Raw genomic sequence first — 13508 nt, 5'->3', positions numbered from 1 at the left:
GCCTTTGTTTTTCGTGAAATGTCGGGCAAGGCTTGTCGGAACTAAACCGTGTGGTCTAAGTTGGTGTCGGGACGGACTGGGAGAATGCTGTTGGACGGCAACGCGGCAGAAATCAAACGTGGGCGCAAATACGAGCAAGTTGTAGCTGGTGCGCGTAAGGTGTTTTTGGCCGAAGGGTTCGAAGGCGCAAGCGTTGACTACATCGCGCGCGAAGCCGGCGTGTCGAAGGCGACTCTCTACAGCTATTTTCCAGATAAACGCATTTTGTTCGTCGAAGTGGCCAAGGAAGAATGCGCGCGCCAAGCGGACCGCGCCATTCAGGTAGAGCGCAAGGACCTGCCTGTACGCGAAGTTCTCAGCCATATGGCACATTCGATGATGGAGTTCCTGACGTCAGAATTTGCGCAACGTATCTTTCGAATTTGCGTTGCTGAATCTGACCGCTTCCCGGAGCTTGGTCAGGAATTCTACATGTCTGGCCCACAATTGATGGAAGACCGGCTGAGCGAATATTTCACTCATGCTGTGGAGCGTGGGGAACTAAAGATCGATGATGTACGGCTCGCGGCGCAACAATTTGAAGCGCTCATGAAAGCGGACATTTTCGTTAAGAAAGTGTTCAATATGCTTGAAACACCACAGCCCGCGCAAATCGACCGCGTCATTGACGGCGCGATCGAAACGTTTTTAGCCAGATACGGCGTTTAGACCCTAATACAGCACAACTGAGCGGATCGACTTGCCTTCGTGCATCAAGTCAAACCCTTTGTTGATGTCATCAAGACCCATCGTGTGGGTGATCATCGGGTCAATTTCAATCTTGCCGTCCATGTACCAATCCACAATTTTCGGCACATCTGTACGACCTGACGCACCGCCAAATGCGGTTCCGCGCCAAACGCGGCCCGTCACAAGTTGGAACGGTCGGGTTGAGATCTCGGCCCCCGCAGGCGCGACGCCGATAATGACGCTTTCGCCCCAGCCTTTATGCGCTGATTCCAAAGCAGTCCGCATCACGCCGACATTGCCTGTTGCATCGAACGTGTAGTCACCGCCGCCGCCGGTCAGCTCCACCAGATGGGCGACCAGATCACCGTCAATCTCGCTTGGGTTCACAAAATCGGTCATCCCAAATTTTTCGGCCATTGCGACTTTGCTGTCATTCAGATCAACACCGACAATCTGATCCGCGCCAGCAAGCCGCAAGCCTTGGACTACGTTCAAACCGATGCCACCCAGTCCGAACACAATCGCGCGCGACCCAATCTCAACTTTGGCTGTGTTGATCACCGCGCCAATACCGGTCGTAACCCCGCAACCAATGTAGCAAATCTTGTCGAACGGTGCGTCCTTGCGGACCTTCGCGAGCGCAATTTCAGGCACAACAGAATGGTTGGCGAAGGTAGAACATCCCATGTAATGCAGGATCGGCGTCCCATCGAGCATGCTGAACCGCGACGTGCCATCAGGCATAACCCCAGCCCCCTGGGTTGAGCGAATCTTCTGGCACAGGTTTGTCTTGGGGTTCAGACAATATTCGCATTCGCGGCATTCGGGCGTGTAAAGTGGGATCACATGATCACCAACCTCAAGGCTGGTCACACCTGCGCCCACTTCGACAACGACACCGGCACCCTCATGGCCCAGAATTGCTGGAAACATGCCCTCGGGATCCGCACCTGACAGTGTAAATTCGTCGGTATGGCAAATCCCGGTCGCCTTCATTTCGACCAACACCTCGCCTTCTTTCGGGCCTTCTAGATTGACCTCCATAACTTCCAGCGGTTTGCCCGCTTCGATGGCGACGGCGGCTCTTGTGCGCATGGCTGTGGTCCTTTCTTCTTAAATTCAGGGCAGCTTCATCCATCATTTGCGCGAAATCAATTCCAATCATGCCGAAAAGTCATGTGTTCCCGCTGAATGCTTGCCGGTACATGTGCCTTGGGGTAACCCTACATTTATGACCAGATTGATGTATTTGCTGCCCGTCCTCATGCTTGCCTGCACACCGGTTGATGACACCGTCGACGCTGAAATCAGCGGTGAAGAAGACGTTGTGAGCGGCCTCGAAGAACGGTTGCCTGACACCTGCAAACTCGGCGATTTCGAAGGGTTTGTAGGTCAACAATTTGCCGCGGTGACCTTTCCAGAAGGTGCAAATATCCGCGTCGTGCAGCCTGGATTGATCGTCTCACAAGTTTACGTCGCTGATCGCGTCAATCTGCATGTAAACGGGAACGGCGAGATCACAAAGGTGATCTGCGGCTAGTCATTTTGCCAAACGGTAACTTTTGTGGCACGCGGTGCAGCTTTGCCCAAGCTGCGTGAAAGCTGCTTTCAACGCGTCCGTCGTTTCGCTTGCCTCGACCCTAAGCGCGGCCTCTTGCATCGCTTCGTTTGCGCGTAGAAATCCGGGCCAATCAGCCCAGATCGCATCCTTTGCTTCGGATTTCGGATCATGCGCTTCGGCTTCAAACAGTGGTACAACTTGGTCTGCATGCGCGCTTAACCTACGCCCGATTTGCTGTACGACTGCAGGTTCAAAGGCACGTATGCCCTTAATAAATTCGCCCAGCTGCTTCGTGTCATCTGCGATCTTGCTCATGACTTGCATCCGCGCCATCACTTGCGGGTCCTTGACCCCGCTATGTGCAAAGGCCGCCCCCGCGAGCAGTAGCATCGCTATCCCAAGTTTAGTGGTCTTCCGCAGCATTTTTCACCCGATCCGCATCGGTCAGACTTGACCAACGCCCTTTGTGTCGCTTTGACACGTTTAAAGATCAAGATAAGGTTTTGTCGTGGCAAAGGCAGCAAAAAACAAAAAGCCTAACAGGACTTTTTTCTGGTGGATCGGTGTTGTTCCGTTTCTGGCTCTCAGGTGGGGGTTGCGTGCTGTTGGCGTGATACTGGTTTTGGTGCTGGTGCTGATTGGCGTCTACGCGTTCGTAAATCCGCCCACGACGATCTACATTGAGCAAGAGCGGAAACGCAACGACAACATCCGCCAAATGTGGCGCGATTTTGAGGATATTTCCCCGCACATGCCCCGCGCTATCGTGGCCGCAGAGGATGCAAACTTTTGCAATCACTGGGGCTTTGACATGTCCGCAATTCGTGTCGCACTTGAGGAAGGATCAGGCCGCGGGGCCTCTACCATTTCGCAACAGACAGTAAAAAACGTGTTCCTTTGGCACGGCCGCAACTACACCCGCAAAGCCTTGGAAGCCGCTTTGACCCCGATCGTTGAAACCTTTTGGTCGAAACAACGGATCCTTGAGGTCTATATGAATGTCGTTGAATTCGACGAAGGTGTCTTTGGCGTTGCCGCCGCTGCTCCTTGGTATTTCGGAGTAGACGCAAAAGACCTGACCGCCCGCCAAGCAGCTGCGCTTGCTGCGGTGCTGCCAAATCCCAAGGCGCGGTCAGCGAAACGGCCCACCGCTTTCTTGCAACGTCGGGCGCGTCAGATCATGAGCGGCGCCGAAACAATCCGCCGAGACGGGCGCTCAACCTGTTTCGAAACTTGAAAAACCTCGGCAAGCTTGCGAAGAGTGGGCACTCAGCTCTTTCGGTCGGATTTTTGAATGAACCGCTTGTACCACGTCCCGCTTTCCCCGTTTTGCCGCAAGGTTAGGCTCGTTTTGGCCGAAAAGAAGGTCGAAGTAGAGCTAATCGAAGAGCGGTATTGGGAACAATCCAGCGAATTCATGCGCCGCAACCCTGCAGGTAAAGTGCCGGTTCTAAAAATTGACAGTCAGACGCTCAGCGACAGCCAGGCAATTTGCGAATACCTTGAAGAAACCCTGCCAGACCCCGCGCTTCTGCCCAAATCGCCTGAGGATCGCGCAGAAGTACGCCGCCTCGTCTTTTGGTTCGATGACAAGTTTCATTCCGAGGTCACGTCGAAACTGCTGTATGAACGCGTGAACAAGAAAATCATGGGCCAAGGCTACCCCGAGAGCCGAAATGTGAAACTTGGGGCGCAGAAGATTAAGTACCACATCGACTATATGGGCTGGCTACTGGATCAGCGTCGCTGGCTTGCGGGCGACCATATGAGCCTCGCAGATTTCGCAGCAGCGGCGCATTTTAGCTGTTTAGACTATATTCGTGACGTCGATTGGAACCGCAACGCTAATGTCAAAGACTGGTACGCGAAGATAAAATCGCGACCAGCCTTTCGGGGACTTCTTGCCGACCAGGTCTCTGGATTCCCGCAACCCACGCATTACTCGGACCTCGATTTTTGAGCTTGAAGGCGCGCTTGCGGGCGCAAACTGAGGCCGAGGGTTTTGCGAAGATGGGCATCTGCCGCCCGGACGCCATCCCTGAGGCCATGCCACGGCTGACCGCATTTTTAGATGCAGGCAACCACGGTCAAATGGGTTGGATGGCTGACCGCAAACACTGGCGCGGCGATCCAAGCGCGCTGTGGCCCGAGGCAAAAAGCATCATCATGTTGGCAGAGCCGTACACGCCTGATCATGATCCGATGGACAATCTGAAAGCATGCGATCGTGCCAATATCTCTGTCTACGCCCGCAACCGCGACTATCATGATCTGGTGAAAAAGCGTTTGAAACGCGTCGGGCGCTGGTTGATTGAGCAGTCGGAAGGCGCTGAGATCAAGGTGTTTGTCGATACCGCCCCGGTTATGGAAAAGCCACTTGCGGCTGCTGCGGGTCTCGGCTGGCAAGGTAAGCACACCAATCTTTTGTCGCGCGACCTAGGAAACTGGTTTTTCTTGGGCGTAATTTTTACGACGGTCGAATTAGACCCTGATGCACCTGAAAGCGAGAACTGTGGCAGCTGCACCGCTTGTCTGGATGTCTGCCCAACCGATGCGTTTACAGCGCCATTTCAGTTGGATGCGCGGCGCTGCATTTCTTACCTGACGATTGAGCATCACGGGCCCGTCGATGAAAATCTGCGCCCGATGATGGGCAACCGTATCTATGGTTGTGATGATTGCTTGGCGGTGTGCCCTTGGAATAAATTTGCCAGCGATGCGCGAGAACTGCGTTACGCCGCGCGCAAGGATTTGGTGCTGCCCGATTTGGCTGAGATGGCCGCCTTGGACGATGCGGCTTTTCGCGCCCGTTTTAGCGGCTCGCCCATCAAACGCATCGGGCGTGATCGCTTTGTGCGGAATGTGTTGTACGCTATCGGAAATTCTGGATCAGAACGGTTGAAGCGCTCTGCTCAGAACTTAGCGCAAGACAAGGACGAGACGGTTGCCGATGCCGCACGCTGGGCCGTCGGGAGGTTGCAATGACACATCATTTGCTAAGCTTTGGTCATGGCTATTCCGCTCAAGCATTAACGCCGCATCTATTGGTCGATGGTTGGAAGGTCACTGGTACGACGCGCAAACCCGAAAATGCCTCGGACTTGGCCGGTTCAGGTATACATGCAGTTGTTTGGCCGGGCGCCGAGATTGATCCATTGCTTGAACAAGCGACTCATATCCTGATTTCCGCTGGCCCGACGGCGGATGGCGATCCTGTCTTGCTCAGCGTTCGGGAAAAGATCGCCAAGCATTCCGAACAGTTTCAATGGGTAGGATATCTGTCAACGACCGGCGTTTATGGCGATCACAAAGGCGGTTGGGTCGACGAAAACACCCCGCTGGCCCCAAGCACGAAACGTGGACAGCTACGTGTCGAGGCGGAGGCCGCCTGGCAAAGGCTCGCAGAAGAAACCGGGCTTCCGCTGCATATATTCCGTCTCGCGGGCATCTACGGGCCGGGCCGGGGGCCATTTGCAAAAGTTCGCAATGGCACAGCGCGCCGTATCATCAAACAGAGTCAGGTGTTCAGCCGCATCCATGTCGAAGACATCGCGCAGGTGCTGTACGCATCAATTAAGCGTCCGCGCCCCGGTGCGATCTACAACCTTTGCGATGATGACCCGGCACCGCCTGAGGACGTGATTGCCTATGCAGCAGAGCTGCTTCAACTTCCAATTCCACCTGCAGTCGCGTTTGAAACTGCTGACATGACCCCGATGGCGCGCAGCTTTTACGCTGAATCCAAGAAAGTCAGAAACGATTTGCTAACCTCTGAGCTGGGCGTCAAGCTACGTTATCCAGACTATCGGACCGGTCTCAGGGCTTTGTTAGAGTCTGAATAATACATTTTCCCTAAATCAATTCAGGCGATTCCCGTAACGGAATTTTTTTGTTAGTGTCGCCCGAAAAAGGGTAGTGGTTCGCATGGTTTCGGCAGTGTTTCGGGGGCTTTTGTTGGTGGCGTTCTTTGCGTTGTCGGCATGCTCATCAAAGTTTATTGACTACGATGGCCCGCAGGTGACGCGCATTCTGGTGCAAAAAGAAAAGCGCAGGATGTACCTACTTAACGGCACACGTGTTTTGAAAGCCTATGATTTCGATCTGGGCTTTGCCCCAAATGGTGACAAACAGTTTGAAGGCGACGGTCGTACGCCGGAGGGGCGATACTATATCGACCGCCGCAATCCCAACAGCTCGTTCTACCTATCGATTGGCATAAACTATCCCAATGCCCGCGACCGTGCGGAAGCACGACGGCTCGGCAAACCGCCGGGTGGTGACATCTTCATACACGGGCAGCCAAACCTTAATCCGAACAAGCGACGCGGGCCTGATTGGACTGCTGGATGTATCGCGGTGACGAACAAAGAAATGCGTGAGGTTTACGCGATGGTCAAAACTGGCACAGTTATCGATATTCTGCCTTGACCCATATGCGGCCAGGATTGGCCTAGGTCCCAGTGATCAACGTCCACCAAATCTTGCCTGTATCTTCCTGGAACCAAGAAAAGCCAAGCTTGCGCGCATCCGCGTCAAGGATCACGTCGCGCGTTTGCGGAAGTTCCATCCATGCGGCGAGCGTTGCCGTCTCATTCTCATAGGTTTCCGAGATATTTTCGCCCACAAGCTTGCCAGTGTAGCCTGCCCGCGCAACACGGTCCAAAGGCGAAGAGCCGTCAGAGCCGAAATGCCAAGGGCGGTTTTGCACCGACATATCGCGTGCATGGGTGGCCGCAGCGGCATTGAGTTTGCTGTCCAGTTCAAGTGGCGATTGCCCTGCACCGGCACGCAACGCGTTGATCGAGTCTAACACGCGGAACTGAATTTTAGCGGTGTCGGAAGACTTGATTCGATAGACCTGTGGCAAGGCTTGCCCATCAGGGCCAATTGCAGGTGGCTGCGGCGTACAAGCAGCCAGAACACCCAAAGACGCAATCAAAAGTAACGCGGAGCGGATCATAATCAGCCATCCCAATTTCAACGCATCACCCTTAGACCGTTCGCAACTGCTGCGCAAATCAACCTGCAGGAAACCGCCAAATGCAAGATTCTTTGATTTGCGACTGCGGCCAAAACGCCATAGCGTCCGCTGCAAATACTTCGGAGATTACCGCTATGACAGATTCATCCAATTTTAAATTCGACCGCAGGACTTTTCTTCTGAGCGCAAGCGCCGGCTTGCTTGCCGCACCCGCCATTGCGCAATCGACCGATCCAATCGGTGGTGGTGATGCCACACGGCGTAACATTTCCAGCTTCCGAGCGCTTGATTGGCGCCCCTATTTTGACACGTTGAAAAATGGGGCGATCCTTGTCGATCTGGACAGTCGCGCCTTGCACATGTGGACCCAAGATGGGGGCTATGCGCTTTACCCGTCTAGCGTCCCGTTGTCGGAAGATTTGACGCGCCGCGGTCGGACTTCCGTTATCCGCAAAGTCGACGGCCCAACTTGGAGCCCGACACCTGCAATGAAGCGGCGCAATCCCGAGTGGCCGGATTTTGTACCCGCCGGCCCTGACAATCCGCTTGGAACTCATGCCTTGTATCTGACCTGGACCTATTATCGCATTCATGGGACCCATGACACGCGCAAGATCGGGCGTCGGTCATCGAATGGCTGTATCGGGCTCTATAATGAGCACATTGCTGAGGTTTTTGGGAAAACCAAAATTGGCACACAAGTGTTGCTAATTTGACGACAATTGGGCGAGCGACTTGGCATTGTAGGCGCATTTCGTTGTAAATTCACCGTCTCTATGGAAATAGAACTCTGTTAGGTAACACTCGAATGTCTGCACATGAGCCGGGGTGGCCAGTGAAGCGGGCATCGTATGAAGGAAAACAAAATGAAAAAAATCGCACTTGCAAGCGCATTTGCTTTGGCAGCGACATCTGCGTACGCTGGCAACCTTGACGCGCCAATCATCGAAGAAGAGCCCGTAGTAGTTGTTGAGGAAACAACATCCTCCGCAGGCGGCGTTCTGGTCCCAATCCTGTTCCTGGTTTTCGCAGCGGCTGTTGCTGCGAACTAAGCGAAACGGGTTAGACATGATTCAAGGCGGCGGGTTATTCCCGCCGTTTTTTTGTTGCGACGGTTAAGCGTTCCCGAGACCGGCTTCCGCTTCGATCTGTTTGCGAGACTTCCGTTCGCGTTGGGTCGCAGACTTCAGCTGACCGCACGCGGCCATAATGTCCTCTCCCCGTGGGGTACGAATTGGGGATGCGTAGCCCGCCTTATAGACGATCTCTGAAAACTCTTTAATCCGCTTCCAGTCGGAGCGCTCGTAGGGCGCGCCGGGCCACTCATTGAAGGGGATCAAGTTGATTTTCGCCGGAATGCCTTTGATCAGGTCCACCAAACGTCGTGCGTCTTCGTCGCTGTCATTCACGCCTTTGAGCATCACGTATTCAAAGGTAATGCGCTCGCTGTTGGACTGCTTTGGATAGGCTTTCAACGCAGAAAGTAGCTCTTCGATATTCCAACGTTTGTTGATCGGCACCAGTTTGTCGCGCACCTCATCAGTCGTGGCGTGAAAAGAAACGGCCAGCAGGCACCCGATTTCTTCAGCGGTGCGCGCGATTTCTGGAACCACACCCGAGGTCGACAATGTGATGCGGCGACGGCCGAGGCAAATCCCTTCAGGGTCCATCGCGATTTTCATCGCATCGCGCACATTCTCAAAATTATAGAGCGGTTCGCCCATGCCCATCAGCACAATGTTGGATAATAGTCTGGGGTGTTCCGCAGGGTTTTGCCCGGGTTCGGGCCACTCCCCCAAATCGTCTCGTGCCAACATAACTTGGCCGATAATTTCGCCTGCTGTAAGGTTGCGCACCAGCTTTTGTGTGCCTGTATGGCAGAAAGAACATGTCAATGTGCATCCGACTTGGCTGGACACGCAAAGCGTGCCGCGCCCCTCTTCGGGGATATAGACGACCTCTACCTCATGCCCGCCGGCAATACGTACCAGGTACTTCCGGGTGCCGTCTTCGCTCACATGGCGGGACACAACCTCGGGCAGTTCAATGACAAAATGCTCAGCCAGTTCAGCGCGATAGGCTTTGGCAAGGTTGGTCATCTCGTCAAAATTGCGCACGCCTTTTTGATATAGCCATTGCCATATCTGGTTGCTGCGCATTTTGATTTGTTTTTCAGGGGTACCCGCTTGGCCCAACGCATCTTTCAACTGCTCACGAGTGAGCCCAACAAGGTTGATAGGCCCGGCCGGCAATTTACGCGGTAGGGTCAATACATCTTGGGTGATCGGCGCGGTGGTGGTCATAGCACTGTCCAAAGGGGGCGATTGCGCTGATATAGGGCCTCGGCCTCGCAATTGCACCCCCGATTTCGCGACGCACAGCGCCCCGACCGGTTTAGAACCTAGCTTGAACAGCGTTTTTCGGCATCTTCCAATGCGGCGGTGAAGCCCAAAAGCGAGAACTTGTCGCGCGTGTTCGTTTCGCGCGATGACACACCTGAGATTGTCGCATCCGCGCCGCGTTTCATTGCAGTGATGATTTTGTTGTCATCGTCAGCGGAGGCGGCCCAAGCGGTTTCTCCATTTGTGAACAGCTCAAACTTGGTGTCGCCGATTTGGAGACTGACGGTACTGCCATCAGCGAACGGGTAGCCTCCGGTGAATGAGACTTCGCCCATTTTACCAGCGCCGGGCCAGTAGCTAACAAACATCAAAATATCACCGCGGTTAACGGCAACAACGCGGCCTTCCTTGGTGTTGACGGTCTCTTTCGGGCTGCTGACAACCCAGCATTGCGTCGGGCTGTCTTCGACAAACACGCTCCAATCGGTGACTGCGTTCACGCGGTTCGTCGATTCTTCTTGTGCAAAAGCGTTCCCAGACACGACCAGGGCGCTTGTTACAACAATGCATTTCATCAGTGTTTTCATAATTCTACAGCTCCAGCTGTGTCTGCCTCTTGTCGCGTGAGCGGGTGTTTTCACCTCGTATCGTTCTGCGCGACCGGTTAACCTGTTCGATAGCGTTAATATAGCGCAAAAAGAAGCGTATGGGGAAGTCCCATTGGCGGAATTTCGCATCCAAAGAGGATCACAAAAGTGGCAGCCGTAAATATGGTCGAAATCTGGCGTGGGGAGCGCCTTGAATCTGTGCATCAAGGCCATGCGGTGATCTGCGATTCTGACGGGCAAATCATCGAAAGCTGGGGTGATGCGGAGAGACTGATCTTTCCGCGGTCTTCTTGCAAAATGCTGCAGGCATTGCCACTGGTCGAAAGTGGCGCAGCAAAGCGTTTTGGTTTGAACCAAGCGCAATTGGCACTGGCTTGCGCGTCACATTCCGGCGCCGCGATCCATACCGAAAAAGTCACGGATTGGTTGGAACAGCTTCAGTTGACAGAAGAGGCATTTCGGTGCGGGCCGCAAGAACCCCAAGACTTACCTGCGCGCGATGCTTTGATCCGGAAACATGAAAGCCCGTGTCGGCGTCATAACAATTGTTCTGGCAAACACTGTGGGTTTTTAACTTTGTCAAAACATCTAGGGGCAGGTCCCGACTATGTGGATATTGACCATCCGGTACAGCGCGCCGTTCGCAATGCGTTTGAAGATGTCACCGGGATGGCCTCGCCCGGATATGGCATCGATGGATGCTCCGCCCCGAATTTCATGACAACGGTTCACGGATTGGCGCGCGCCATGTCTGCAATGACCAAAACGGGATCTGGCGCACGCGCGCAGGCCGCGCATGGTTTGGTTGAGGCTATGATGAAGTATCCTGAGCTTGTCGCAGGTGAAGGGCGCGCTTGTACGGAACTGATGCGCGCCATTGGGTCCAAAGTCGCCATCAAAACAGGTGCTGAGGCGGTCTATGTCGCGATACTGCCGGAAAAACAAATCGGGATCGCGCTCAAAATTGCTGATGGCGGTACACGCGCGGCCGAGGCCGCAATCGCGGGACTTTTAATCAAATATGGGGTGCTGGATGCCAATCACCCGGCGGCGAAAAAGTATACGATTGGCCCAATTCAAAACTGGGATGGGCTGGTGACGGGGTATATGCGCTTTAGTGACGGGTTTCTTCCAAATTGAGCCTTACATGGCCTGCGATCTCGCGTTCCGTTTGTTCAATGTATGCGCTGAGCTCTGCCTTCTTTAGCGGTTTCGTCATGTAGTGGTCGAACCCACCACCCTTGATACGTTCTTCATCGCCAGCGAGCGCATGCGCGGTCATGGCAACCATCGGGATGTGCATGTCGCCCTGTGTCTCCCGGATCAATCCGGCCGCTTCGAGCCCGTCCATCACTGGCATTGAGATATCGAGAAAGATGATATCTGGCCGATCTGCTTTGAACGCGTCGACCGCTTCCTGCCCGTTTTCGACCAAAGTCAGATCGATATCGAGATGCGCCAGCATTTTTGTAAGCACCAGTTGGTTCGTCTTGTTGTCCTCGGCAGCTAGCACTTTGACCGGGCGCGTTTGTTCCAATGGTTCATTGGCGCGGCTCAAAACATTCAACAAACCCGATTGCGTGAAGGGTTTTGGCAGGTCGGCCACTTCATCAAATTGCCCGGCGAAGCTGACAATTGCGACCGTTTTCTGCGTCTCCACAAGGAGCTGTCGGACCGCATCTTGGTCATTGGGGCGCGTCAGGAGCACTTGAAAACTACTCTGGAGCAGCGCTGTTTTGCAGTCTTCTACTGTGGCTACAAACTGTGCGTTCAAGCCCAGTAAATTGAGCTGCCGTTCCAACAACGACCGTTCAAGCGTGTTGTCAGTCAGAACGAGCACATCCGTTAGATTGGTCGGAACATTTGGCCGGGCACCTTCGCCAATGGTGGCGCAGGGCAACGTGACCTTGAACCCAAAGCATGACCCATGGCCGGGCAGACTATCGAGCCAAATGTCGCCTTCCATCGTCTCAACAAGCTTGCGGGTGATCGCAAGTCCGAGCCCGGTACCCTCATATTTGCGATTGGCCTCATCCTCAATTTGGTTGAATTCGCCAAAGACGTGATCCACCATTTGGAGCGGGATCCCGATGCCCGTGTCTTCGACCGTGAAATGCAGCTGACATGCGGAATCGTCGGCATCGCTTAGGCCGACAATGCGCAACATAATCGTCCCAGATTCGGTGAACTTCACGGCATTGCCCAACAGGTTTAGCAGGATTTGGCGCAGCCGGCCTGCGTCGCCCATAAACTCCGTCGGCAGGAATTGGTCATAATCCATCAGCAGCTCGACCGGTTTGTCACGCAAAGAAGGGCCCAGGATCAGGCAGACGTTCTGTGCCAGCTGTTCCAGATCGAATGGTGCAATGTTCAGCTCAAACCGATCTGCTTCGATCTTTGAGAAGTCGAGAATGTTGTTGATGATATCCAGTAGGGCGTGGCTCGAATTTTTGATCGTCTCGGAATAAAGCGTCGCCTCTTCATCCAACTCACGTTCAAGCAGCAGGTCAGCCATCCCGACAACACCATTCATCGGGGTACGCAACTCATGGCTCATCTTGGCAAGGAAGGCAGATTTCGCACGATCTGCGGCCTGCGCCTTGTCACGCGCTTCCGTCAGCTCTTGCTCGCGGTGCATGTCGCTGGTGATGTTGAGCACGAGCGAGACAACACCGCCATCAGCCGTACGTCGATCATTCAGCCGCACATACATGCCGTTCCAAAACCGCAGTGTCGCAGGTTCGATTGTAGGGTGACACCAGCGATCAAGCATCATGTCGTACCAGTCATCTTCTGGCACGCCGCCCAAATCGATCAGCCCGTCATCAATGCAAAGCTCAACGATGGATTGGAAACTGTCGCCCGGTTCAATCCCGCCAGCATCCTCGAACACTTGTAGATAGGGTTTATTGGCGGCGATTAGGCGGTCTTCCGGGTCAAAGATCGCAAACCCGTCCGGGATGGATTCGAGCGCTGCCCATAGCAGGCGTTCCATTTCGACCGCCTTGACGGTGGCGCGTTCCAGATCCTCACTGACGCGGGAATTTTCGCCCTGCAAGTTGGTGACGACTTCGCGTTGGTCGATAATCTGGCCCGATAGCGTCAACGCATGTTCGGACAATTGCCGATTGGCGGTTACCAATTCTTCTTTTTTGAGTTCGAGCATACGTTCGGCGGCAAGCCTGCCGCGCCGTTCCTTCGCCAGCTCTTCTTCAAATTGGTCGCTGTCCATCGGTTCCGAACGTGGTGAATGCGTCTACTCGCGCGTGGTATAGGCTTCCGAAGGT

16 protein-coding genes are annotated in these 13508 nt (G+C 54.3%); 10 read left to right on the top strand and 6 right to left on the bottom strand.

What is annotated here, in order from left to right; genetic code table 11:
- Positions 1-90: 90 nt before the first annotated feature.
- A complete protein-coding gene (locus ACZ1G7_RS12200) occupies positions 91-708 on the top strand; it encodes a TetR/AcrR family transcriptional regulator (protein ID WP_472663726.1) in 618 nt (205 codons plus the stop codon).
- A gap of 3 nt (positions 709-711) precedes the next feature.
- Here ACZ1G7_RS12200 and ACZ1G7_RS12195 read toward each other — a convergent pair whose 3' ends face one another.
- Entirely contained in the window at positions 712-1824 is a 1113-nt protein-coding gene (locus tag ACZ1G7_RS12195; RefSeq protein ID WP_472659664.1) for an S-(hydroxymethyl)glutathione dehydrogenase/class III alcohol dehydrogenase, read from the bottom strand.
- 136 nt (positions 1825-1960) lie between these two features.
- On the opposite strand from ACZ1G7_RS12195, the gene ACZ1G7_RS12190 reads away from it, so the two are divergent.
- The gene (locus tag ACZ1G7_RS12190; RefSeq protein ID WP_472659663.1) at positions 1961-2269 is read left to right on the top strand and encodes an I78 family peptidase inhibitor; all 309 of its coding nucleotides are present in this window, start codon (positions 1961-1963) and stop codon (positions 2267-2269) included.
- Here the strand turns inward: ACZ1G7_RS12190 and ACZ1G7_RS12185 are convergent, their stop codons facing one another.
- Positions 2270-2680 carry a c-type cytochrome gene (locus ACZ1G7_RS12185; RefSeq protein ID WP_472659662.1) on the bottom strand — a complete coding sequence of 137 codons (411 nt, stop codon included), beginning with the start codon at positions 2678-2680 and terminating at the stop codon, positions 2270-2272. It abuts the gene before it with no gap.
- A gap of 220 nt (positions 2681-2900) precedes the next feature.
- Between ACZ1G7_RS12185 and mtgA the strand changes: the two genes are divergently transcribed.
- The 5 genes from mtgA (at position 2901) to ACZ1G7_RS12160 (ending at position 6718) form a co-directional block, all read left to right on the top strand.
- Positions 2901-3527, top strand: a complete 627-nt coding sequence (gene mtgA, locus ACZ1G7_RS12180; RefSeq protein WP_472659661.1) for a monofunctional biosynthetic peptidoglycan transglycosylase — start codon at positions 2901-2903, stop codon at positions 3525-3527.
- Positions 3528-3584: 57 nt separating this feature from the next.
- Entirely contained in the window at positions 3585-4250 is a 666-nt protein-coding gene (gene fzlA, locus ACZ1G7_RS12175) for an FtsZ-binding protein FzlA (protein ID WP_472659660.1), read from the top strand.
- A gap of 2 nt (positions 4251-4252) precedes the next feature.
- Positions 4253-5275 (top strand): tRNA epoxyqueuosine(34) reductase QueG, encoded by a 1023-nt coding sequence (gene queG / locus ACZ1G7_RS12170; RefSeq protein ID WP_472663725.1) that lies wholly within the window; start codon positions 4253-4255, stop codon positions 5273-5275.
- Positions 5272-6132 carry an SDR family oxidoreductase gene (locus tag ACZ1G7_RS12165; RefSeq protein ID WP_472659659.1) on the top strand — a complete coding sequence of 287 codons (861 nt, stop codon included), beginning with the start codon at positions 5272-5274 and terminating at the stop codon, positions 6130-6132. Before queG ends, ACZ1G7_RS12165 begins: the two co-directional genes overlap by 4 nt.
- Before the next feature lie 82 nt (positions 6133-6214).
- Positions 6215-6718: a L,D-transpeptidase family protein gene (locus ACZ1G7_RS12160; protein ID WP_472659658.1), complete on the top strand. Its 504-nt coding sequence runs from the start codon at positions 6215-6217 to the stop codon at positions 6716-6718.
- Positions 6719-6740: 22 nt separating this feature from the next.
- Here the strand turns inward: ACZ1G7_RS12160 and dalA are convergent, their stop codons facing one another.
- Entirely contained in the window at positions 6741-7250 is a 510-nt protein-coding gene (dalA, locus tag ACZ1G7_RS12155) for a divisome-associated lipoprotein DalA (RefSeq protein WP_472659657.1), read from the bottom strand.
- A 155-nt stretch (positions 7251-7405) separates the two neighbouring features.
- Here dalA and ACZ1G7_RS12150 point away from each other — a divergent pair, with 155 nt between their 5' ends.
- Complete coding sequence (locus ACZ1G7_RS12150; RefSeq protein ID WP_472659656.1) at positions 7406-7987, top strand: L,D-transpeptidase; 582 nt, start codon at positions 7406-7408, stop codon at positions 7985-7987.
- A 150-nt stretch (positions 7988-8137) separates the two neighbouring features.
- Complete coding sequence (locus tag ACZ1G7_RS12145; protein WP_472659655.1) at positions 8138-8323, top strand: hypothetical protein; 186 nt, start codon at positions 8138-8140, stop codon at positions 8321-8323.
- 63 nt (positions 8324-8386) lie between these two features.
- On the opposite strand, the gene rlmN is transcribed toward ACZ1G7_RS12145, so the two are convergent.
- Entirely contained in the window at positions 8387-9574 is a 1188-nt protein-coding gene (gene rlmN / locus ACZ1G7_RS12140) for a dual-specificity RNA methyltransferase RlmN (RefSeq protein WP_472659654.1), read from the bottom strand.
- 98 nt (positions 9575-9672) lie between these two features.
- Positions 9673-10200 carry an invasion associated locus B family protein gene (locus tag ACZ1G7_RS12135; protein ID WP_472659653.1) on the bottom strand — a complete coding sequence of 176 codons (528 nt, stop codon included), beginning with the start codon at positions 10198-10200 and terminating at the stop codon, positions 9673-9675.
- 183 nt (positions 10201-10383) lie between these two features.
- Here ACZ1G7_RS12135 and ACZ1G7_RS12130 point away from each other — a divergent pair, with 183 nt between their 5' ends.
- On the top strand, positions 10384-11361 hold the full coding sequence (locus ACZ1G7_RS12130; RefSeq protein WP_472663724.1) for an asparaginase: 978 nt from the start codon (positions 10384-10386) through the stop codon (positions 11359-11361).
- Here the strand turns inward: ACZ1G7_RS12130 and ACZ1G7_RS12125 are convergent.
- Positions 11336-13453: an ATP-binding protein gene (locus ACZ1G7_RS12125; protein ID WP_472659652.1), complete on the bottom strand. Its 2118-nt coding sequence runs from the start codon at positions 13451-13453 to the stop codon at positions 11336-11338. The genes ACZ1G7_RS12130 and ACZ1G7_RS12125 overlap by 26 nt on opposite strands.
- Positions 13454-13508: the final 55 nt, after the last annotated feature.

The organism is Litoreibacter sp. JB4-2 (assembly GCF_055693445.1).
This window is presented reverse-complemented; position numbering and strand designations above follow the sequence as displayed.